The following is a 22,077-nucleotide window of genomic DNA, read 5'->3' on the forward strand; positions in this document are numbered from 1 at the left end:
TGGCAAGGGGGCGCGATGACTGCGGAGACCTGGGGATGGTGGATCGCCGCCTTCCTGCTGGTGCTCGATGTCATCATCCGTGTCACGGCGATCATCGTCATCCCTCGCAACCGCCGCCCGACCGCGGCGATGGCGTGGCTGCTGGCGGTCTTCTTCATCCCGTTCGTCGGTGTCTTCCTGTTCCTCGTGATCGGCAATCCGCGTCTCCCGCGGGCTCGCCGGCGCAAGCAGGACCAGATCAACGAGTACATCGCCGAGACCAGTGAGCACCTGCATTTCGGCACGCTCCGACCGAACGCCCCCGCGTGGTTCGGGCCGATCGTGCAGATGAACCAGAAGCTCGGCGCCCTCCCGCTCTCGGGCGACAACGGCGCTCATCTCATCTCCGACTACCAGGAGTCGCTCGACGAGATGGCCGAGGCGATCCGCACGGCGCAGGAGTATGTGCACGTCGAGTTCTACATCCTGCAGTCGGATGCCGCGACCGACAACTTCTTCCGTGCTCTCGAAGAGGTCCGCGCGCGCGGCATCGAGGTGCGCGTGCTGCTCGACCACTGGGCCAACCGCGGTAAGCCCCGCTACAAGCAGACCATCGCGCGGCTCAATGCGATGGGCGCGGATTGGCACCTGATGCTTCCGGTGCAGCCGCTCAAGGGCAAGATGCAGCGTCCCGATCTGCGCAATCACCGCAAGCTCCTCGTCGTCGACGGCAACATCGCCTTCCTCGGATCACAGAACGTCACCGACTCGACCTACAACCTGAAGAAGAACATCAGGCGCGGCCTGCACTGGGTCGACCTGATGGTGCGTCTCGACGGCCCGGTGGTGCTGAGCGTGAACGCGATCTTCGTCGCCGACTGGTACAGCGAGACCGACACGGTGCTCGAGGGCATCGACATCGCCCACGCGAACATCGGCTCCGGCGACCTCGACTGCCAGGTGGTGCCGTCAGGACCGGGGTTCGAAGTCGAGAACAACCTCCGTCTCTTCCTCGCGCTGCTCTATGCGGCGAAGAAGAAGATCATGATCGTCAGCCCCTACTTCGTCCCCGACGAGGCGCTGCTGCTCGCAGTCACGGCAGCCGTCGACCGCGGTGTGCACGTCGAGCTGTTCGTCTCGGAAGAGGGCGACCAGGCGATGGTCTATCACGCTCAGCGCAGCTACTACGAGGTGCTGCTCAAGGCGGGCGTTCGCATCTGGATGTACCGCAAGCCCTACATCCTGCACACCAAGACGCTGACGATCGACGACGAGGTCGCGGTCATCGGCTCCAGCAACATGGACATGCGCTCCTTCGGCTTGAACCTCGAGGTCTCGATGCTGGTGCGCGGCGAGGAGTTCGTCGCCGAGATGCGCGAGGTCGAAGACAAGTACCGCTCCCTCAGCCGCGAGCTGACCCTGGAGGAGTGGATGCAGCAGCCGCTGCGCTCGACCGTGCTCGACAACCTGGCCCGGCTCACCTCCGCTCTTCAGTAGGCGATGCGGGCTATCCGCGCGAACTTCTCCGGGTCTACCCTGTGAGCATGACCCTCGCACTTCGTCCTCTCGCCTCCGTCATCGGTCTCGTCGCCGCTGCGCTCCTCGTCGCCGGGTGCACCGCTGGGCCGGGTGCGCAGACGCCGACAAGCTCGCCTGCCCCCAGCGCAGGCGGCGTCGACGACCAGAACGATGTCGAGGGCACACTGCTCGATGACGGACGCATGTTCGCCGTCGTCACCTGGGGCTCGTCGACGTGTGTGCCGCAGGTCGACACGGTCGAGGCCCAGGGTCAGACCGTCACGGTCACGCTCGTGGATCCGGACGGCGATGGCGCCGAGAAGGCCTGCACGGCCGACCTCGCGCCGCGCGCGAGCATCGGTGCGCTTCCCGAGGGAGTGGATCCGACCGCCGACATCACCCTCAACGTCTCCTACGGAGACATCACCGACGATGTGGACCTCGACGCCGACCCGGCCGCGACGGGGACGCCGGGCACCTCGACCGAGTACCTGCCCTCCGCCGGCTGGTTCGACGACGGCGGTCTCGTCCTGCTCACCTGGGGCTCTTCGTCCTGCCCGCCGGTCGTCGATTCGCTCGAGGGATCGGGGAACGCGGGGACGGCGACGTTCGCGACCGACGCCGACCAGGCCTGCACGATGGACATGGCGCCGCGTGCGACCATCCTCTCCTTCGGTGAGGACACGGTCGACGACGATGCTCCCTTCACCCTGACCCTCGTCGGCGGAGCTCTCGACGGCACGGTCGAGGTCCGCTGATCCCGAGGCGCCCTTCGGCTCTCAGAGGGTGTGTACCGGGTGACCGGAGGGCAGTGCCAGCAGCAGGGCTCCGGGATCAGCCCAGCAGGTGATGCGCACGGCTTCGCCGAACTCGTCGCCGTCGAGCTCGATAGGGACGGGGTCGGTTGACGCGGCTTCTGCTGCTGATCCGTGGAAGTAGTGCACCGAGGCGTTCTTGCCGCGATGCTCGAGCACGCGGCGTCCCGCGCGGAAGCGATGCAGCACGGAGTTGTCCCACCAGATCTTCCGCCACACCCCGAACCAGCCGAAGATGCCGGTCGGCTGGATGACGGCGACGTCGAGGGCGGCATCCGTGATCGACGCGTCGGGGATCAGGGAGATGCCGGCCGGAAGGGTGCCGCAGTTCGCGAAGAGCAGGCTGTATGCGCGGTGCGAATGCAGGCGTCCCTCATCGACCTGGTAGACGGCGCGGAAGGGCTTCGCGCGCGGCAGGGAACGGGCGGCGCCATCGACGTACGCGATCCACCCCACTGATCTCTTCAGATCGGAGCGGGTGTTCGCGATCATGTCGGCATCGAGCCCCATGCCGGCCAGCACCACGAAGGCGTGCCGGGCTTCTTCACCGTCCTGTCGCGTGAGGCGAGCCCAGCCGATGTCGATCGGATGCCGGAAGTCACCGAGCGCTGCGCGGATCATCTCCGTCGGATCGCCCAGGGGGAGTCCGAGATTGCGGGCGAGCAGGTTCCCGGTGCCGCTGGGCAGGATCGCCAGCGGCACACCGCTGTTCGCAATCGCTTCCGACACGGCGCGCACCGTGCCGTCGCCGCCCGCGACCAGCACGACGTCCACGCCGCGCTCGAGAGCCTGTGCCGTGGCATGCTGACCCGCATCCTCCACGGTCGTCGGGTAGAAGGCCGGATGCTCCCATCCCGCCTCGCGCGAGAGCTCGCGGACACGGGCTCGAAGGTGCTTGCCGTCGACTTTGATCGGGTTGTAGACGAGCGCCGCCTGTCGCGGGACGGGGGCGCTGGTGGTCATGGCGCTACTCTAAACCGGGAACTGCTCGGGTCTCCTCATCCGCGAGGGCGACCCTGCTCGACCGCGACGAGGGGAGCGAACGAATGCGCGATGTCTCCCAGGGCGATTCGCAGGCCGTGCTCTCCGCGCTGATCGAGACCGAGCCCGACCGGCTTCGGCGGCGCAGCATCTCGCTGGGGGTCCCTGTCTCCGACGCGGAGGACGCGGCCCAGACTGCGCTCCTGCGGGCGTGGCGCTCGGTCTCGCACCTGGAGACCCCGCAACCGGGACGCATGTGCGCCTGGCTCGATGTCATCGCCAGGAACGTCGCCATCGATCTCGCGCGGCAGCGTGCGCGGCGGCCGGAGGCCGTCCTGGAGGATGACGTCGCGGGCGAGGGGGCGAGCGTGGAGTCCGCCGTGGAGGTCCGGGTGTTCCTCGACGGCGCGCTCGCTGCCCTCCACTCGCTCCCGGAGACGCTCCGGGAGCCCTTGCTGCTCACCGTGGTCGACGGCCTCTCCACCGAGGAGGTGGCGATCCGGCTCGGAATCGAACCCGCGGCCGCGCGGCAGCGCATCTCGCGTGCCCGGAGAGCGTTGCGGGTGTGCCGACGTGCCGGGATGGACGAGGGCTGACGGAGGCCGGGCACAGGGCCGGGCCTCCGAGCCGCCTCAGGCCGTGCCGAAGGGGTTGTCGATCACGTAGCGCCAGCCGTGCTCGTCGTCGTGCACAGCGACGTCGGCCGTCGTGCCGGCGAGGTCGATCGCGGATCCGTCGGGACCCGTGCCGGTGATCGTCCAGTCGGCGACCGCGAGTCCGGTGCCCTCGCTCTCGAAGACGTGACGGACCGTCATCGAGATCGGCAGGTTCAGACCGAGGAACTGCTCGAGAGCCCCTCTGACCGCGTCCGTGCCCGTCACGGCCGCTCCCGGTGCGGGCACGAAGACGACGTCCGGGGTGTTCAGCGCCATCAGCCCGTCGAGGTCGCGGGCGTTGAAGCGATCGGCGAAGGCGAGGTTCAGCTGGTCGAGGGAGGTGACGCGGATGCTCATGGGATTCCTTTCCACGGGTCGACGGGGTGCCGACCACTGCAGAGGAAGACGCCACCGGTCCGAGAGTGTGACATCCGGCACCTCGGAGCGTTCACCGTAGACTTGGTGGATGATCGACCTCGCACTCCTCCGCGACAATCCGGAGATCGTCCGCCGCTCGCAGGCTGCTCGTGGAAACGACCAGAGCACCGTCGACGTCGCTCTCGAGGCCGACCGATCGCGCAGGGCCGCGCTCTCCGCGTTCGAGGAGCTGCGCGCCGAGCAGAACGCCTTCGGCAAGCTCGTCGCGAAGGCTCCGAAAGAGGAGAAGGCTGCGCTGGTCGCGCAGGCGAAAGACCTCGCCGAGCGCGTCAAGCAGGCCCAGCACGCGGCGAACGAGGCCGCCGAAGCCGCGGCTGCCGCTCTGGCTCGGATCGAGAACGTGGTGATCGACGGCGTGCCGGCCGGCGGCGAAGCCGATTTCGTCGAACTGCGCCGCGTCGGTGACGTCCCGGCGTTCGACTTCGAGCCGAAGGACCACCTCGAGCTCGGCGAGCTCCTCGGAGCGATCGACATGGAACGCGGTGCCAAGGTCTCCGGCGCGCGCTTCTACTTCCTGCGCGGCATCGGCGCACGTCTCGAGATCGCGCTGATGAACCTCGCGCTCGACAAGGCGCTCCAGAACGGATTCGTGCCCCTGATCACCCCGACGCTCGTGCGCCCGGAGATCATGCAGGGCACCGGCTTCCTCGGCGAGCACGCCGATGAGGTCTACCACCTCGACAAGGACGACGATCTGTACCTGGTCGGCACCAGCGAGGTCGCGCTCGCCGGGTATCACAAGGACGAGATCGTCGACCTGGCAGACGGTGCCCTCCGCTACGCCGGCTGGTCGACCTGCTATCGCCGCGAGGCCGGCTCGCACGGCAAGGACACCCGCGGCATCATCCGGGTGCACCAGTTCAACAAGCTGGAGATGTTCGTCTACACGACTGCGGAGGAGGCCGAAGCCGAGCACCTGCGCCTCGTGGCCCTGCAGGAGGAGATGCTGACCTCGCTCGGTCTCGCCTACCGCGTGATCGATGTGGCAGCGGGAGACCTCGGCTCCAGCGCCGCTCGCAAGTACGACATCGAGGCGTGGGTGCCGACGCAGGGCGCCTTCCGCGAGCTCACCTCGACGTCGAACTGCACGACCTTCCAGGCGCGCCGCCTGGAAGTGCGTCATCGCCCTCCCGTCGATGCGGCGGATGGAGCGACGCAGGGAGCAGCGAAGACGCAGCACGTCGCCACGCTGAACGGCACGCTCGCCACGACACGCTGGATCGTCGCCCTGCTCGAGACGCACCAGCAGGCCGATGGATCCGTGCGCGTGCCCGAGGTCCTGCGCCCCTACCTCGGCGGCCTCGACGTGATCCAGCCCCTCGTCGATGGGCGGGCCGCTCGATGACGGGCCCCTGGCTGGTCGGCCTCGACGTCGACGGGACCATCCTGCTGCAGGACGAGACGATGAGCCCCGGTGTTCCGGAAGCGATCGCCCGGCTTCGCGACGGCGGGCACGTGGTCACCATCGCGACCGGTCGCAGCTGGATGGCGACCCGACGATACGTCGAGGAACTCGGATTGACCGCGGACTACGTGGTGTGCTCCAACGGCGCGGTGACGATGCGCCGCTCGGGCGACGACTGGGAGCGCTGGAACGTGGAGACGTTCGATCCCACTCCGGTCCTCGGCCTGCTGCGAGAGCGTCTTCCCGAGGCCAGGTACATGGTCGAACTCGCCTCCGGGCAGCGGTTGTTCACCGAGCAACTCGATGACTGGACGCTCGACGGCGGGCGTCAGGTCGACTTCGACGAGCTCGGGGAACTCCCCGTCTCACGCATCGTCGTCGTCTCGCCCGGCCATGACGAAGACGACTTCCATCGCCTGGTGGCGGACGCCGGTCTCAACGAGGTGTCGTACGCGATCGGCTGGACGGCATGGCTGGACATCGCGCCGCAGGGCGTGGACAAGGGAACCGCTCTGGAGCAGGTGCGCACCGAGCTGGGCCTCGACGAGGGACGCATCCTCGTCGCCGGCGACGGACGCAACGACATCGGGATGTTCGGCTGGGCTCGCGCGCTCGGTGGTCGCGCCGTCGCGATGGGTCAGGCGCCCGACGTGGTGAAGGAGGCCGCCGGGGAAGTCACCGCAGACGTGGCCGACGGTGGCCTGGCGCGAGCGCTCGACACGCTTCCAGCCCCCGCCCAGGTCAGCGCAGGAGAATAGTTCTCGGCTAGACTCACGCCTGGTCGACAGAAGCGTCTGTCGGGAGGGTTGTCCGAGCGGCCGATGGAGCTGGTCTTGAAAACCAGTGGGCAGAGATGTCTCGTGGGTTCGAATCCCACACCCTCCGCATTTGAGCACGGTGCCCCCGCACCGGCGCTTAATCCGAAAGGACCCGAGTGAGCCAGAACACCCGACGCCGTCACACGATCGCGCGCCATGGTCAGCTGGGCACTCCTGGCACCGTCGGTCAGCTCTTGAAGTTCATCGCGATCGGCCTCGCCGTGGTTCTGGTGAGCGGGCTCGGCGTCGGCGCCTACGTCTTCTACGACCTCTCGAGCACCGTCTCGGCGAACGCGGTCGAGATCGAGGGCCAGGACCCGATCCCGCCGGACATCGGCGAGTACGAGGGCGGCTTCAACATGGTGCTCACCGGGGTCGACACCTGTGAAGAGAAGTACAAGGACCTCTTCGGCGAGCGATGCTCCGGAGCGGACTCCGAGGGCACGCTCAACGATGTGAACCTGCTGGTTCATGTCTCGCAGGAGCCGCGCCGGATCACGGTGGTCAGCTTCCCGCGCGACCTGATGGTCCCGATCCCGGCCTGCACCGACAAGGACGGCAACGCCACCTCCGCGATGAGCAAGCAGCCGCTCAACACCGCGTACACCGACGGCGGCCTGAACTGCGTCGTGAAGACGATCTCCGAACTCACCGACCAGGAGATCCAGTTCGCGGCCGGCGTGACCTTCGGTGGTGTGATCGAGATCACCAACGCGATCGGCGGCGTCGACGTCTGCCTCGCCAACCCGATCAAGGACCGCTACACGGGCCTCGACATGGCCGCAGGAACTCACACGATCGAGGGGCTGCAGGCCCTGCAGTTCCTGCGCACGCGTCACGGAGTCGGCGACGGGAGCGACCTGGGCCGCATCGGGAACCAGCAGCAGTACATGTCGAGCCTCGCCCGCAAGATGATCAGCGGTGACGTGCTCGGCAACGTCCCCGTCATGCTGAAGCTCGCGAACACCGCGATCCAGAACCTGGAGCCGAGCGAGTCCCTCACGAACCCGATGACGCTGGTCCAGATCGCTCTCGCGGTCAAGTCGGTCCCGTTCGAGGACATCGTCTTCGTGCAGTACCCGAACGGCACGGACTCGGCCAACCCGAACAAGGTCGTCCCCAACTACACCGCCGCCTCGGCGCTCTGGGAGGCGCTCGCGGCGAACGCGCAGCTGCAGATCACGCATGAGAACAACAAGAACGACGGCGTGGTCGTGCAGGAGCCGACGGCACCCGTCGAGGAGCCGGCGACCGACCCCGCAGCGACTCCGGATCCGGCAGCGACCCCCGACAATGTCGTGGCTCTGCCCGATTCGATCAAGGGCAACTCCGCCGCGCAGCAGACCTGCTCCAACGGCAACGTGCGCTGACCCCCCCGGGAGCGACATGCGGTGACGGTCTAGTCGTCGGTGGGTGGCGCGGGCGGATGGAGTGCGTCGATGAGAGCGCTCATGATGCCGGGCATGTCGACGCTCGGGTCGATCATCCACTGCAGCTGAAGACCGTCGGATGCTGCCTGGATCACGCGAGCGAGTGTGTCGGGATCGAGGGCGGAGCGCCGCTCTTCGGCGCCGAAGCTGTCGGCGATCGACTCACGCAGGCGGGCGCTGCGGTCGAGGAAGTACTCGTGGGCAGGATGCTCGGGGTCGGCGGCGTCGACCGAGAGGCGTGAGAACAGGGCGACCAGCCCCGGGACCTCGGTGTTGTGGCGGATCACCTCGATGAACCCGGTCCGAGCCTCGGCGTCACTGAGGCCCGAGGGATCGAGGCCGTCGTGCTCATCGCGCTTTCGAAGGACTTCGGTGAAGAGCTCTTCCTTCGAACCGAAGTAGTGCAGCAGAGCGGCGGGGGTGACTCCGACGACTTCGGCGATCTCCTTGAGCGAGGCGTTCTGATACCCCTTGCGCCCGATCACGTCGAGGGCGCTCTCGAGGATCTCCTCGCGTCGCGCCACGCCCTTCGCGTACGAACCTCGTCGTGCCATGCCTCGACCCTAATCCTGAATGTCGTTTGATATCTAATACTGAAGGGCATATGGTTTTCGCAGGACATCGACGTCGTGCGCGAAAGGGACACAATGACCGAGAACTCGGCTTCCGACCTCACCCTCGAGGAGAAGGCTTCGCTCACCAGCGGTGCGGACTTCTGGACCACGAAGGCCATCGACCGCCTGGGCATCCCGTCGGTGATGATGACCGACGGTCCGCACGGCCTGCGCAAGCAGTCCGGCAGCACCGATCACCTCGGTCTCGCCAGCAGCGTCCCCGCCACCTGCTTCCCGCCCGCCGTCGGCATCGGCTCGTCCTTCGATCCGGAGATCATCGAACGGGTGGGTGCCGCGATCGGGGTGGAGGCCGCGATCGAGAACGTGGCTGTCGTGCTCGGCCCCGGCATCAACATCAAGCGCTCACCGCTGTGCGGACGCAACTTCGAGTACTTCTCGGAGGACCCGATCGTGTCCGGCATCCTCGGCGCCGCATCGGTCCGTGGCATCCAGTCGAAGGGCGTCGGCACCTCGCTCAAGCACTTCGCGGCCAACAACCAGGAGTTCGACCGCATGCGCGCGAGCTCGGATGTGGACCCGCGCCCGCTGCGCGAGATCTACCTGCGCGGATTCGAGCGGGTCGTGAAGGACGCGGCGCCCTGGACCGTCATGTGCTCGTACAACAAGCTCAACGGGGTCTGGACCTCGGAGGACCCGTGGCTGCTCACCAGTGTGCTGCGCGACGACTGGGGTTTCGACGGTCTCGTGGTCTCGGACTGGGGAGCCGTGAACGATCGCGTCGTCGGCGTCGCGGCAGGGCTCGACCTGGAGATGCCGGCCTCGGGTGGACGGACCGACGCGCAGCTCGTCGCGGCCGTTCGTGCGGGAACCCTCCCCGAAAGCGTGCTCGACACCGCTGCCGCCCGTGCGATCGACCTCGTGCGCAAAGCGGGAAAGCGTCCGGCCGTCGCAGGTCCGCTCGACGTCGACGCGCACCACGCGCTCGCGCGGGAAGCCGCCGGTCGCTCGATCGTGCTGCTGAAGAACGACGGCGCGCTGCTGCCGCTCGCCGCAGACCAGAAGGTCGCCGTGATCGGTGCCTTCGCGACCGAGCCGCGTTTCCAGGGCGCCGGCTCGTCGCTGATCAACCCCACCCGCGTGGACAAGGCGCTCGACGAGCTGCGTGTCGTGGGCGGCGAGAACGTCAGCTATGCCGCGGGCTTCGCGGTCGAAGGCGGAGCCGTCGAGGCATCCGGTCGCACCGCGGAGGAGCTGCGGGCCGAGGCCGTCGGCGTCGCCCGGACGGCGGACGTGGCGGTGCTGTTCCTCGGTCTGCCGGCTGCGGAGGAGTCGGAGGGCTTCGACCGCGACCATATCGACCTGCCTGCCGAGCAGCTGGCCGTGCTCGATGCCGTGCTCGAGGTCAACCCGCGCGTCGTGGTCGTCCTGTCCAACGGCGGGGTCGTGGCACTGCCCTTCGCCGACCGCGTGCCCGCGATCATCGAGAGCTGGCTGCTGGGCCAGGCTGGTGGCGGCGCCGTCGCCGATGTGCTCTACGGTGCGGTGAACCCCTCGGGCAAGCTCACCGAGACGGTGCCCGTGCGGCTCGAGGACAACCCGTCCTTCGGCAACTTCCCCGGCGAGTTCGGACACGTGCGCTATGGCGAGGGCCTGCTGGTCGGCTACCGCTGGTACGACGCGAAGGGTCTCGACGTGACCTTCCCGTTCGGCCATGGACTCTCGTACACGACGTTTGAGTACACCGGTGCGACGGCCGAGGTCGGAGCGGACGGCGGTATCGTCGTGCGCCTCGACGTCACCAATTCCGGCGACCGCGATGGCCGCGAAGTCGTGCAGGTCTACGTCGCACCGACGACCTCGATCGTGCAGCGCGCGCCCCGCGAGCTCAAGGCATTCTCCTCGGTCGCCCTGGCCGCGGGGGAGACCCGCTCCGTCGAGCTCGTCGTGCGGCGTGAGGACCTCGCCTACTGGGACATCCGCGTCGACCGCTGGGTCGTCGAGGGCGGCGAGTACACCGTCGAGGTGGCCGCCTCCAGCCGTGACATCCGCTCCCGTGTCTCGGTCGAGATCTCGGGTGACGCGGTGCACCAGGAGCTGACCATGAACTCCTCCGTCGGGGACCTGATGACACACCCGATCGCCGGACCCATCGTGCAGCAGGCGCTCGGCGGCCTGATGGGCGGGCTAGGCGGAGATGCGGCCGCGGCATCGATGATGCCGAACGACGAGGCGATGCAGAAGATGATGGCGTCCTTCCCGATCGGACGCCTCGCCGGATTCCCCGGGCTTCCCGTCGACTTCGAGCAGATCGAGCAGCTGATCGCGGCGGCGAACGCGGGTGGTTCCACGGCCGGTTGAGCCGCGACCGCCGTCACGCACTCAGGGCCACGGCGCGCGTGTGCGCGCCGTGCCCGAGCTCCTCACGGACCGCGCCTGGCAGATCGAGTTCGGCGATGGCACCGACCGGCACCACGACCTCGACCCGCAGCTCATCCTGCTCGACATGCCAGGAGATCGAGGTCTCTCCGTAGGGTGTGCGCTGCGTCGCCGACGCGTGCGTCAGACCACCGCCCGGCCGCGGGGCGAAGCGGATGCGACGATAGCCGGGCTCCGCCGGGGCGAGTCCGGCCACGCTGCGGTGCAGCCAGTCGGCGACCGCTCCCAGCGCGTAGTGGTTGAACGACGTCATGGTTCCGGGGTTCACGGTGCCATCCGGCAGCATCGCGTCCCATCGCTCCCAGACCGTGGTCGCGCCCTGCACGACCTGATAGAGCCACGACGGGCACTCCTGCTCGAGAAGCAGATCGTAGGCGGCATCGGTGTGGCCGGTCATGGTGAGCGCGTCGCAGACGAGCGGCGTGCCCACGAATCCGGTCGCGATGCGGTTGCCGGCGGCGTGCACGAGATCGGCGAGGCGGGCGCCTGCCACAGCACGCCGCCTGTCGTCGGCGAGCAGGTCGAACACGATCGCCAGGGCGTAAGCGGTCTGTGCGTCGGAGGTCATCGTGCCGTCGGCGCGCACATACGCATCCCGGAACGCGGCGGCGACGTCGGCGGCGAGGCTTTCGTAGTGCGCGACGTCGGCCGTGCGCCCGAGCACGCGAGCCATATCCGCGACGGCTCGCGCCGACCGCGCGAAGTAGGCCGTCGCCACGAGATATCGATCGGTGCGCGCATCGGCGGGATCCTGTGGGGGAGCGGCGGGGTCGAGCCAGTCGCCGAGCTGGAAGCCCTCGTTCCACAGGCGGTCGGGCCCGGCCAGGGAGTCGACCTTGTCGACCCAGCGGCGTGCGCTCTCGAACTGCGTCGCCAGCACGCCGTCATCACCGAAGCGCTGGTAGAGGGTCCAGGGCAGCAGCGTGGCGACATCACCCCAGGCGGCTCCCGCCCTGATCGGGGACCACACCTTGTGCGAGGGGATCACCGGCACGAACCAGGGCACCGTGCCGTCGGGCAGCTGGTCGGCCTCGACGTCGCGGAGCCATCCCGACAGCATCCCGGAGACGTCGTACAGTGTCGAGGCGGTCGGCCCGAACACCTGCACGTCGCCGGTCCAGCCCACGCGCTCATCGCGCTGCGGACAGTCGGTGGGGATGTCGACGAAGTTCCCGCGCATGCCCCAGACGACGTTGCGGTGCAGCTGCTCGACCAGAGGGTCGGAGCACGAGAACCATCCGGTGCGCTCCAGGTCGGTGTGCAGCACGCGCGCGATGAGGGCGCCGGCCGCGGCATCCGCATCGAGGTCTCCCGGCCACCCCGAGACCTCGACGTACCGGAAGCCGTGGAACGTGAAGCGCGGTTCCCACTCCTCGCCCGCGGGACGTCCGTCGAGTGTGTAGGAGTCGCTGGAGCGTGCGCTGCGCAGAGGGCGCGTGTAGATCTCGCCCTCCTGCAGCACCTCCGCGGTGCGCAGTGTGACGGTCGCGCCACGGGGCCCGGCGACGCGGATGCGCACCCGTCCGACGAGGTTCTGCCCGAAGTCGAGGATGCGCGCGCCACCGGGCGAGGTGAGCACGGCGATCGGCGCGACCTCCTGCGTCACCCGGACGGGCGGGGCGGTCGGGGCGACGAGGGTGCGCGGGTCGCGCGTGCGCACCGCGACCGGCAGCCACCCGCCGTCGTCGAACGACGCCGTCGTCCACCCGGGGATCTCCTGGCGCGCGTCGTAGTCCTCACCGTCGTAGATCCCGGACCGCAGGATGGGGGAGAGTGCCGCCTTCCACGAACCGTCGGTCACGACCGTCTCGCGTCGCCCGTCGGCGTAGACGATCTCCAACTGCCCGAGGAAGGAGAGATCGCCGCCGAAAACGTTGCGGTGGCCGCCGCGCCAGCCGAGACGTCCGCGATACCAGCCGTCTCCGAGCCAGGCGCCGAGCGCGTTCTCGCCGTCGACGAGCAGGTCGGTCACGTCGTAGGTGTAGTACCGCAGTCGCTCGCGGTAGACCGTCCAGCCCGGTGAGAGCGTGTCGGAGCCGACGCGGATGCCGTTGATCTCGGCCTCGTACAGGCCGTGCGCGGTGGCGTAGAGCCGGGCGCGGGCGATCGTGCCGTCGATGCGGAAGCTCCGCCGGACCAGGGTGGCGCGGCGGGCGTCGCTCTCCGGATCCTCGTCGAGATCGAGCCCGACCGGCTGCGCCGACCAGTCGTCGGCATGCAGCAGCCCCGTCTCCAGCCAGGTCTCGGGACTCCGGTCCGACCAGCTGCCGTCGACGCCCTGCACCGCGACGTGCACGCGGACGCGCTCTCGCGAACCGAGCGCCCGGCCCGGCCAGGGGACCAGGACCTGGGCGGCGGACGTCACCTCGACGCGCTCCTCGCCGTCCTCGCGCACCACGGTGACCGCATACCGCTCCTGGCGCCAGCCGTCGGGTGCGCCGGAGAGCCTCCAGCTCAGACGGGGGCGGCTCTCGCCGATGCCGAGCGGATCCCGGTGGTGCTCGATGCGCGGCGCGGAGACGATCGTCATGCTCCTCATCCTTGCCGATCCCGAGGACAACGGCGATGGAGTCGGACGATCTCGTGCCCCACGACTTCTGTGCCGCCCCGGGGTCACCCGGTCGTCGGGGTGCGGCGCAGGTGGGCGTCGTTCGTGCGGGGTATCTCCTTCGAGAAGAACAGCGACAGGAGGCTGATGAGGATCAGCGCGAAGAACGCGATGCGCAGTGAAGACAGCTGCGAGTCGCGGTAGATCGTGGCGAGGGAGTCGGCGTCCGCGTCGCTCAGACCGGCCTTCTCCGCGATGGCGGCCACGTCCGCTGCCGGCACGATCGCGACGCCCTGCTGCGTGGCGCTCGCCACCGTCGTCTTCGTGGCGTCAGGGAGAGCGCTCGACGCGACTCCCGATGCGAACGAGGTCGACAGGGCACCGATGAGGATCGAGCCGATCAGCGCCGTCCCCAGCGACGAGCCGAGGTTCTGGAACACGCCCTGGAGCCCGCCCACCTCGCTCGTCTCCTTCTCCGTCACGCTCGACATGTTGACATTCCCCAGCTGCGAGGCGAGCAGTCCGAGGGCTGCTCCGGCGAGGAACATCCCGGTGGCGAAGAACACGCTGCGCAGGTCGCTCGTCGCGGAGCCGAGCAGGATGACGGCGCTCACGACGAGGGACACCTGCCCGATGCGCACGATCATGCGTGGCGAGAGCACGCGCGAGAGCCGGGTGCCGACGATGGAGAACAGCACGAGGGCGATCGAGAGCGGGAAGATCCGGACGCCGGTCTCCAGCGCATCGAGGCCGAGGGTCATCTGCAGATAGACCGGCACCACGAAGAACAGCCCCGCCGTCACCGTGTACTGCGCTCCGAGCACGAAGAGCCCGCTGCGCAGCGACGTGATCGAGAACATGCCCACGTGGATGAGCGGAGAGCGGCCCAGGCTCTCGAGAAGACGCTGGCGGGAGAAGAAGAGTGCGAGGAGCACGATGCCGAGCACGATGAACCAGGCGGCGGGGGAGATGCCGAGCGGTGCGATGGCGACGTCGCCGATGGTGGGCGGATTCAGCGGAAGCACCCATCCCCAGGTCTTGCTCTGCAGCATCCCGAACACCACCGCGACCAGTCCGATCGAGGACAGGGCGACGCTGAGGAGATCGATGCGCACGCTCTGCCGTGGCGTCGGATCCGTGACGATGCGGGCGCACAGCACCACACCGATCATGATGAGCACCTCGGCGGCGAACACGTAGCGCCAGTCGAAGTACGTCGTGACGAATCCTCCGATCAGGGGTCCCGCTGCGACGGCCGCTCCGGACACAGCGCCGATGATCGCGAAGGCCGTGATGCGCTCGCTTCCCCGGTAGTTGTCGGCGACGAGCGCCGCGATGGCCGGGATGACGAGCACAGCACCCAGCCCCTCGACGATCGACCAGCCGAGGAAGAGGAACTGCACGTTCGGGCTCAACGCAGTGATCAGCGAGCCCGCCGCGTACACGCACGACCCGATCACGAACGCCCTGCGACGACCCCATACGTCGCCCAGCCTCGCGCCCAACAGCATGAACGCGGCCATCGTGAGGGTGTAGAAGGTGATGGCGCCCTGCATCGCGGTGACGGTGGTGTCGAGGTCGGACACCACCGTCGAGATCGACACGTTCATCACGGTGCCGTCGAGCACCATCACGAACTGCGCGGATCCGAGGACGGCGATGACACCCCAGCGCTTCATGGCGACTCCTTCGAGGGAGCGGATCCCCTCGTGGGGAGCCTCCCCGCCGTGAGCGCGTCGCGGAAGCTCGTGAAGTCGCGCTCGTTCTGATCGGCGTAGGTGTCGGCGAAGACGCAGATCGCCTCCTCGAATGCCCGCCCACGGCCGAGATACCCGGCGACCTCGACACGGTCCCCGCTCCTGGCGTGCCCTCGGGCGAGGGTCTCGCCGCAGATGCGCGCATACAGCGCCGCCCCGCGCGGAGTCATCGTCTCCGGATCGATCCCGCCTTTCCAGTCGTGCAGCTGGCGCACGTAGAAGTCGCGGGTCGTGCCGTCGGCGCCGGCCACCCGCTGCCATCCGAGGAAGATGTCGCTGGCCGCCTGCATGAGTCGCTGCCCGCGCACCACCCGTTCTCCCTCGTTCCCGTGCGTTCCCGGACCGAGGTAGCGCTCGAGGACGGAAGGCTGCGCGGTCTTCGCCTGCAGGAGCAGAGGATCGTGATCGTCTCTGCCGCTGAGGAGCACGACCCAGGCCCTCGTGCCGACGCTGCCGATCCCTCCCACCGTCCGGGCCATGTGGCGGTAGCGGTACTCGGAGATCGGGTGGTGCTCGCCCGGCAATGTGTGCTGGTACTCGGAGAGGAGATTCCGCATCAGCGCGGCCTCGTCGAAGTCGGCGCCGGCCCCCGGCAGGAAGTCCTCGACGGGCGTCACCAGCGGCGGGTTCGAGATGATCCGGAGCTGTCCGTCGACGACGTGCACGAGCTTCGCGAACGATCGCATCCGGTCCCGCTTGCGTGCCTTCTTCACCACCGCATCCAGTCGAGCGACCGTCACGTCGTCCGCACGTCGCCGATCTCGTTCCGCGCGGATCCGTCGGCGCGCGCTCTCGGCGTCGAAACGGTCGTACCAGGCGTCCAGGACAGGGGAGTCGGCCGCGCGCCGCATCGCCTTCCGGTAGCCCACGACCGACGCGCGGACGCACGCACGCACCTCGTCCGCGGAGAAACCACGATGGCGGCCGGCCACGGCGAAGCTCGTCGCCAGGCGCTTCACGTCCCATTCGAACGGGCCGGGGAACGTCTCGTCGAAGTCGTTCATGTCGAAGATGAGCCGGCGCTCCGGAGTGCCGAACAGGCCGAAGTTCGACAGGTGCGCGTCACCGCACAGCTGCACAGTGATGCCGGTGTGCGGTGCGGTGGCGAGGTCGGCGGCCATCAGCAGAGCCGCCCCCCGGTAGAACGCGAACGGCGAGGCCGACATCCGCTCGTACCGCAACGGAACGATGTCGAGATCCCGCGTGGTGGCCTGCCCCTCGAGCAGCGCGACCGGGTCGGGCCGGTCCGCTCCCGGACGCCACGGGCCCTGGTGTGAGCGAGGGGCACGAGCACGGGCGTCGCGACCGCGGCTCCACCTGGCGACGAACTCCGGCGCGACCGCATCCGGTGGCGCGAACTCGTCGCGCTCCTCGGCGCTTCCGATGTCCCCCATGCCGTACCTCCCACCCGTCTGTCGACGGCGCGGGAGCCGGAGGGCCGGAGGAGGATCCCGGGCCGGATGCGGGCGGCGTCGCAGTGCTCATCGTCGCAGTCCGCGGGGGGATCACGGGGAGGGCATCACCCCTTTCGGGCGAGGTCGGGGAGGTGTCGGCGACGCTCCTCGACCGCGGCCACAGGGTCAGGCGTCGGATGACGCGGCGCGCTTCGCGCTGGCACCCCGCATGATCCGCGCGACCGCGGTGATCAGGAACAGCTGCCCGGTGATGGCCTCGGCGATGGCGATCCCCTGTCCGGTGGCGCCGACCGGTACCAGGTTGCCGTATCCGGTCGTGGTCAGCGTCGTGAAGGAGAAGAACAGCTGGTTGCCGAGCGAGTCGAGATTCTCGTCGCCGAACATGGGGGTGGGTGAGAACTGAGAGATCAGGTTGTAGACGAAGGCGAAGAACATCCCGACCAGGATGTACGCGGTGATCGCCGCCAGAAGGGCTTCCAGGTCGAGGCCGCGTCGGTTGACCTGGTGCGCGATGATCGCCCAGGGAGCGACCAGCAGGGCGATCATCGACGCCGTCGACAGCGGGATCGCGAGCAGAGGACCCTCGACACCGAAGAGGACGGCGGCGACGGCGGAGGCCCCGGCCACCGAGAGCACCACCCACGACACGCGTTGGACGAGGTTCCGGGCCCTGGTCACGTAGAACACCATCGCGATCGTCGCCAGCATCGCGAGGAAGGCCCAGGGGCTCGGATCCGTGCTCGGCTGCGCGGCGCACAGGCCGTAGGAGACGACGAGCAGGACGAGGATGATGGCGTATCCGCGGGCCTGGCCGTCTCGCCGGCGACGCGGGGGCGTGTCGGAGTGCTCCGGCTTCACGGTGTCTGTCCGGGGCATGATCGGTCCTCTTCCGCGCGGTGGACGCGGAGCGCCCACGATGTGCGGCCAGTATCCCAGCGCGAGTGCGCCTCCCCGCTGAGGCCGGTTGCGCGTCGGCCAGAAGGAGAGTCCCGAGGGCTGGTTCGTCACCGCTCGTCTGACCCGTTATGATGGCTAGGTGCATCCGTGCTTTCGGGTCGGATGCCTGGAGACGTCGCATAGTCCGGCCGAGTGCACCACCCTGCTAAGGTGGAGTCCCCTCACGGGGACCAGGGGTTCAAATCCCCTCGTCTCCGCACAAGAACCCCCGCTCAGGCGGGGGTTTTCTCGTTCCCGGCCTGCGTCTTCGGGGTGTTTGAGGTGAGGCCTCGACGAATGGCTGGTCTGCAGCTTCGGGAGTCCGACGTGCCGCGAGTGGCTAACGGAGTCCTGACTTCACAAGTCGGGTGCTTGTTTACCGACGCGGACTGTCCTTGAATGCTCACGGGGCGGTCGGTGATGGGCTGTACAGCTTCAGCCTGCCGCGGAATCAACCCCAGCGGGCCGTGAGTTGGAAGCGCGTTCAGTTCGCCGAGGAGGGGAGACACCTAACCGACAGATTCCCGATCGCCAGAAAGCCAACCGATGCCACGACGAGCGCGGGAGATGGGCGGTCACGATAGTGTCTTTGGGTCGAGCATCTGGATTCGCCTGTGGGTGAACGGTCGCGAGGGCGCAACCGTCTTCGATGAGGCCAAGCGGAGTCGTAAATGGGGAGTGCACATGAGCGTGGGTCCAGCGCCGTACACGGTTCGAAGTTTTGTTGATCTCGCAAACCTCGAGAATCGTCGGGGCAAGGACATTAGTCGTCTTGATCCGGAAGTGGGGCGGGTGACTCGCGCGCTACGGGCGGCGCGACAACGCTACCTACGGCGGGCGAAGAGGTATGCACGTGACTCCCCAGAACGCCTAGCGCTGAGAGCGGCCTACCGTGTGCAGCGCAGCGATCTGCGTAAGCGACGCGATGCGGCCATCGAATCCGCTCTTCGCGACGCCCTTCGCGTATTCGAAGACAAATTCAGCGACGATCGGTTCAGCTTTGAGCTAGTCGCCGGTCCATTAGCTGGTGGGAAACCCACATATCAGATCGGCTCAACTCTCCCAATCACTTACCCCGCGAAGCAGGCCGCTGCTTCGGTGCGAAGTGCGCTGGCGGTTGAGGCGCCCAGTCGAAACAGCGTCGTTCGCGCACTCCGATCTGCTCTAGACAGGCCTTACCACCACGCGATACTCAAGATCGATATCGAGCGCTTCTTCGAGTCCATTGACCACTTCGAGCTCAGGGCAAGAGTCTCACGGTACTCGAGTCTGGACCGGGTCAGCGCCGCACTCACGGAGCGGCTGCTATGGGAGTACGCAGTACTCGCGAAATCTCAATTGGGGCTTCCACGCGGAGTGGGGCTTAGCTCGCATCTCGCTGAGCTGTATATGCGAGAGTTTGATACGCGAGTACGAACCCAGCCCGGAGTTCTGTTCTACGCGCGCTACGTCGACGATATCGTCATTGTAAGCGAAAACGCCACTGCTCTGGCAAAGATCAAGGCCGTGGCTGTCGACACTTTGAATCAACTCAAGCTCATAACAAATTCTGGGAAAACGTACGAACTGGTGGCCGACAAAAAGGGTGACTATCCGTCGGGTGAGCATCTCGAGTACCTCGGGTATAAGTTTACCCGCGCCGGCGGTCGACTTGCAGTGGGGCTCACGAATCAGCGCAAGGGGCGAAGGGTTAAGAGGCTTGAGGCCGCGCTTCAAGCCTGGTTATCAACGTTGCCGAACGCAAGTTGGCCGAATCACGGGCACAATGGGATGCTGCTGGATCGGATTCGGTACCTCGCGGGGAACACCAAGCTCCTCAACTCCAAGAGCAATGTGGCCATCGGTCTCTATTTTTCGAATAGTGCGCTGGATGAAAATGCGGGGGAGTTGCGAGAGCTCGATGTGATGATTCAAGAATTTTGTCTATTGCACGGCTCAAAGATGCCCGACAAGCTTCGGTCGCGTATCGAGTCCATCTCGTTTGTCGATATGTTTCATAGTCGATCCTTCTTGCGCTTCAATCAGAAGAGGGTCGAGAGGATCGTTTCTATCTGGGGGCAAGTTTGATGGTGCATAGTAGGGCGGTTCGAGATCCGCTGAGAGCGCTCACGTCGGAAATACTTCCGTATGAGGTTCCGATTCCTTTTGACGTGACGCGCATGTACAAGTTTCTTCGACGGCTGAAGTTCCGTTGGGACGACGAGCATGTGTTCTCGGTTCAAGACTCGCGGCTGGGTGAGTCTGAGCGAAGATGGCTTGGTTTGATCTTCGATCCGCTCACACTGGGTCCAGGCACGGTTCTCGAAGGCAGACGAGAATTCCGTCTTTCTGACAGCGCTAGTAAATGTGATCTTCGCTACCCCTACAAGTTCCGGTCGCGTCGCAACAATGGGAAGTCTCGGGTGTTGTCGGTTCCACATCCGCATTCAATGCTGCAGATGGCTTCGTTTATTCACGATCACCGTGACTCGATTCTGTACTTCACCAATCGAAGCGAGTTTTCTATCCGTCATCCGCACAGAGTCGCACGTGTTCAAGCCCGACCCGAGTCCGTATTCGATGGAGCACGAGACTCGGAGTCTTTTGGTGTTGAACAGTCAGACCTCGAGTACTCGTACGTTTCGTCGTATTTCAGCTACAGGCGGTACAACAACATAAACCGCTTCTACTCATCCCCTGAGTTTCAGGCTTGTGAACGCAAGTTTCCGCACCTGATGAGGGCGGATGTTTCCAAGTGTTTCGATAGCGTCTACACGCACACATTGTCATGGGTTACCAATGGTATGTACGCAAGTAAACACAATCGGCCTGATGCCGAGGGGACTTTCGGGGCAAAGTTTGACCGATTGATGCAGTACTTGAATTATGCGGAGACGAGCGGTATTATCATTGGTCCCGAGTTATCCCGCGTATTCGCGGAGATAATTCTGCAGGAAGTTGACGTCCGGGTTCAACGAGTCATGGAGTCGGACGGGTTGGAGCGCGGGGTGCACTACGAGATGATGCGCTACGTTGACGACTACTTTATTTTCCTTGCGGACCCGAACAAGGCGAACCGCGTAGAGGAGTACCTCTCCTCGGAGCTAGCTTGGTTCAAGTTGCACCTAAACGAGCAGAAGCAGCGGCACTTTGATACGCCTCTTCAGTCGCACATGTCAGTTGCAAAGATGCGAATTCGAGAGGATATCAAAAGGCGAACAAAGATCAAGTTGTCTGAGGAGGACTCGGTAGTTCAAGGGGCGCTGCACTTCCTGCCCAGGAAAGCGATCCTTGATTATAAAGCACTATTGATCGACACGGGTCTAGAGCACGGAGAACTTGCAAATTCGTACCTCTACGAGCTTGGCCGGAGACGGGATCGCACGGTCCGTAGGTTTCGCGCGCACTTAGCATCGCTGGTGGAAGCGGGTGATCCTGCGTCCGTCGATCGTGCACAAACCCAACTTGTAGAATACCTTGCGGCCGTTCTCGACGTCGGCCTGTTTATTTACTCTGGGGCACCGTCTGTGTCTCATAGCGTCAAGCTGACGCGAATGGTGGCTGCGTCCATAGGTGAACTAGAGCTCGGGCAACTCAGCGCCTTGAACGGTTACTACTTCCGTCACCGCGTTCGGCGAGAGTTGATCGCTCAGTTGACTGCCGTGCAGGAGGAAGAGACGTTCGGAGCGCACACCCTGTTGCTCATGGATTGCCTGCTTTTCGTCGATCCGGAGATCCCGGAAGAAGAGCTAGTCGGGTTGCTCGAGCGCCGGGGTAAGGGGGTAAGTGCCCTCGATGCGTTCGCGGTGCTAACCCTGCTTCGAAGATTCACCAATGCACCTGGCGCGAGTAGCATGAAGACCGAACTGCTTGAGCGTGCCCGTGAGCTTATCGATTATGGAAAGTCCAATCGTGAGGGTGAGACGGAGCGCACAATTCTGCTACTTAGCCTTCCGACTTTCCCCGGGGCCTCTGTTCAAGAGATCGCAAAGGCCATGGGGGACGGGCACTCGCGGAAAGCAGTGCAGGCGATGAGGGAGGCAGGTTCGCATCCGTCGATGTTCACCTGGAACGCAAGCGAGAACTATTACGAGCGGTTGCTACTCAAGTCGTCTCAATCGGTATACTAAGCATGCGGCCATGACGCAACCGGGAGTTTCGACTTCCACCACACACGGGCGCTTGGGGGCGAGCGTCATCGAACCCCCATTTTTTGCGGCGGTGCCGGCGCTGGAGGGTTGACGACCACGTCGGTGCCCCGTCTCGCGGGCGATCCTTCCTGAAAGATCCACGCCTTCGATCCTCAAAGATCGACGCCTTCGACGGTCGCTTGTATGCCTGGCCGAGCTGGCGGAGGCGCTGGACTGGAGCGGCGAGATCGTCCCGTGTCT

Annotated in this window: 16 protein-coding genes and 2 tRNA genes; 11 read left to right on the forward strand and 7 right to left on the reverse strand. The window is 66.3% G+C overall.

The genetic code is table 11. The features are described from left to right. Positions 1-15: 15 nt before the first annotated feature. Complete coding sequence (gene cls, locus ASD13_RS12795) at positions 16-1,476, forward strand: cardiolipin synthase (RefSeq protein ID WP_055869774.1); 1,461 nt, start codon at positions 16-18, stop codon at positions 1,474-1,476. 47 nt (positions 1,477-1,523) lie between these two features. Continuing rightward, positions 1,524-2,255, forward strand: a complete 732-nt coding sequence (locus ASD13_RS12800) for a hypothetical protein (protein ID WP_055869776.1) — start codon at positions 1,524-1,526, stop codon at positions 2,253-2,255. 21 nt (positions 2,256-2,276) lie between these two features. On the opposite strand, the gene ASD13_RS12805 is transcribed toward ASD13_RS12800, so the two are convergent. Next, on the reverse strand, positions 2,277-3,275 hold the full coding sequence (locus ASD13_RS12805) for a diacylglycerol/lipid kinase family protein (RefSeq protein WP_055869779.1): 999 nt from the start codon (positions 3,273-3,275) through the stop codon (positions 2,277-2,279). Positions 3,276-3,358: 83 nt separating this feature from the next. Between ASD13_RS12805 and ASD13_RS12810 the strand changes: the two genes are divergently transcribed. Then, entirely contained in the window at positions 3,359-3,889 is a 531-nt protein-coding gene (locus tag ASD13_RS12810) for an RNA polymerase sigma factor (protein ID WP_055869783.1), read from the forward strand. 36 nt (positions 3,890-3,925) lie between these two features. Here the strand turns inward: ASD13_RS12810 and ASD13_RS12815 are convergent, their stop codons facing one another. Then, positions 3,926-4,306, reverse strand: coding sequence for a YybH family protein (locus ASD13_RS12815; RefSeq protein WP_055869786.1), 381 nt, complete (start codon positions 4,304-4,306; stop codon positions 3,926-3,928). Between the two features lie 109 nt (positions 4,307-4,415). Between ASD13_RS12815 and serS the strand changes: the two genes are divergently transcribed. The 4 genes from serS (at position 4,416) to ASD13_RS12835 (ending at position 7,980) form a co-directional block, all read left to right on the forward strand. Continuing rightward, positions 4,416-5,732 carry a serine--tRNA ligase gene (serS, locus tag ASD13_RS12820; protein ID WP_055869789.1) on the forward strand — a complete coding sequence of 439 codons (1,317 nt, stop codon included), beginning with the start codon at positions 4,416-4,418 and terminating at the stop codon, positions 5,730-5,732. Further along, entirely contained in the window at positions 5,729-6,550 is an 822-nt protein-coding gene (locus tag ASD13_RS12825; protein ID WP_055869792.1) for an HAD family hydrolase, read from the forward strand. The genes serS and ASD13_RS12825 overlap by 4 nt, the downstream gene beginning before the upstream one ends. A gap of 42 nt (positions 6,551-6,592) precedes the next feature. Then, positions 6,593-6,677 (forward strand) — tRNA-Ser (locus ASD13_RS12830). 49 nt (positions 6,678-6,726) lie between these two features. Next, entirely contained in the window at positions 6,727-7,980 is a 1,254-nt protein-coding gene (locus tag ASD13_RS12835; protein WP_017831501.1) for an LCP family protein, read from the forward strand. Positions 7,981-8,009: 29 nt separating this feature from the next. On the opposite strand, the gene ASD13_RS12840 is transcribed toward ASD13_RS12835, so the two are convergent. Continuing rightward, a complete protein-coding gene (locus ASD13_RS12840; RefSeq protein WP_055869795.1) occupies positions 8,010-8,594 on the reverse strand; it encodes a TetR/AcrR family transcriptional regulator in 585 nt (194 codons plus the stop codon). Positions 8,595-8,687: 93 nt separating this feature from the next. Here ASD13_RS12840 and ASD13_RS12845 point away from each other — a divergent pair, with 93 nt between their 5' ends. Next, a complete protein-coding gene (locus ASD13_RS12845) occupies positions 8,688-10,973 on the forward strand; it encodes a glycoside hydrolase family 3 C-terminal domain-containing protein (protein WP_055869798.1) in 2,286 nt (761 codons plus the stop codon). Positions 10,974-10,986: 13 nt separating this feature from the next. On the opposite strand, the gene ASD13_RS12850 is transcribed toward ASD13_RS12845, so the two are convergent. The 4 genes from ASD13_RS12850 to ASD13_RS12865 all read right to left on the reverse strand — a co-directional run bounded on the left by ASD13_RS12850 (position 10,987) and on the right by ASD13_RS12865 (position 17,647). Next, a complete protein-coding gene (locus tag ASD13_RS12850) occupies positions 10,987-13,581 on the reverse strand; it encodes an alpha-L-rhamnosidase (RefSeq protein WP_055869801.1) in 2,595 nt (864 codons plus the stop codon). 83 nt (positions 13,582-13,664) lie between these two features. Further along, positions 13,665-15,278, reverse strand: a complete 1,614-nt coding sequence (locus ASD13_RS12855) for an MFS transporter (RefSeq protein WP_055869804.1) — start codon at positions 15,276-15,278, stop codon at positions 13,665-13,667. Further along, positions 15,275-16,750, reverse strand: coding sequence for a DUF2252 domain-containing protein (locus tag ASD13_RS12860; protein WP_055869808.1), 1,476 nt, complete (start codon positions 16,748-16,750; stop codon positions 15,275-15,277). Before ASD13_RS12860 ends, ASD13_RS12855 begins: the two co-directional genes overlap by 4 nt. 186 nt (positions 16,751-16,936) lie before the next feature. Next, a complete protein-coding gene (locus ASD13_RS12865; protein ID WP_055876881.1) occupies positions 16,937-17,647 on the reverse strand; it encodes an ion channel in 711 nt (236 codons plus the stop codon). 189 nt (positions 17,648-17,836) lie between these two features. Here ASD13_RS12865 and ASD13_RS12870 point away from each other — a divergent pair. From ASD13_RS12870 to drt3b, 3 genes are all read left to right on the forward strand, one after another. Continuing rightward, positions 17,837-17,925: transfer RNA gene (locus tag ASD13_RS12870), tRNA-Ser, on the forward strand. 349 nt (positions 17,926-18,274) lie between these two features. Then, positions 18,275-19,774, forward strand: a complete 1,500-nt coding sequence (gene drt3a / locus ASD13_RS17235) for an antiviral reverse transcriptase Drt3a (RefSeq protein ID WP_162246296.1) — start codon at positions 18,275-18,277, stop codon at positions 19,772-19,774. Then, positions 19,774-21,816 (forward strand): antiviral reverse transcriptase Drt3b, encoded by a 2,043-nt coding sequence (gene drt3b / locus ASD13_RS17410; protein WP_157535638.1) that lies wholly within the window; start codon positions 19,774-19,776, stop codon positions 21,814-21,816. Before drt3a ends, drt3b begins: the two co-directional genes overlap by 1 nt. The last annotated feature ends 261 nt before the right edge of the window (positions 21,817-22,077 follow it).

The organism is Microbacterium sp. Root1433D1, assembly GCF_001426835.1.
GTDB lineage: Bacteria > Actinomycetota > Actinomycetes > Actinomycetales > Microbacteriaceae > Microbacterium > Microbacterium maritypicum.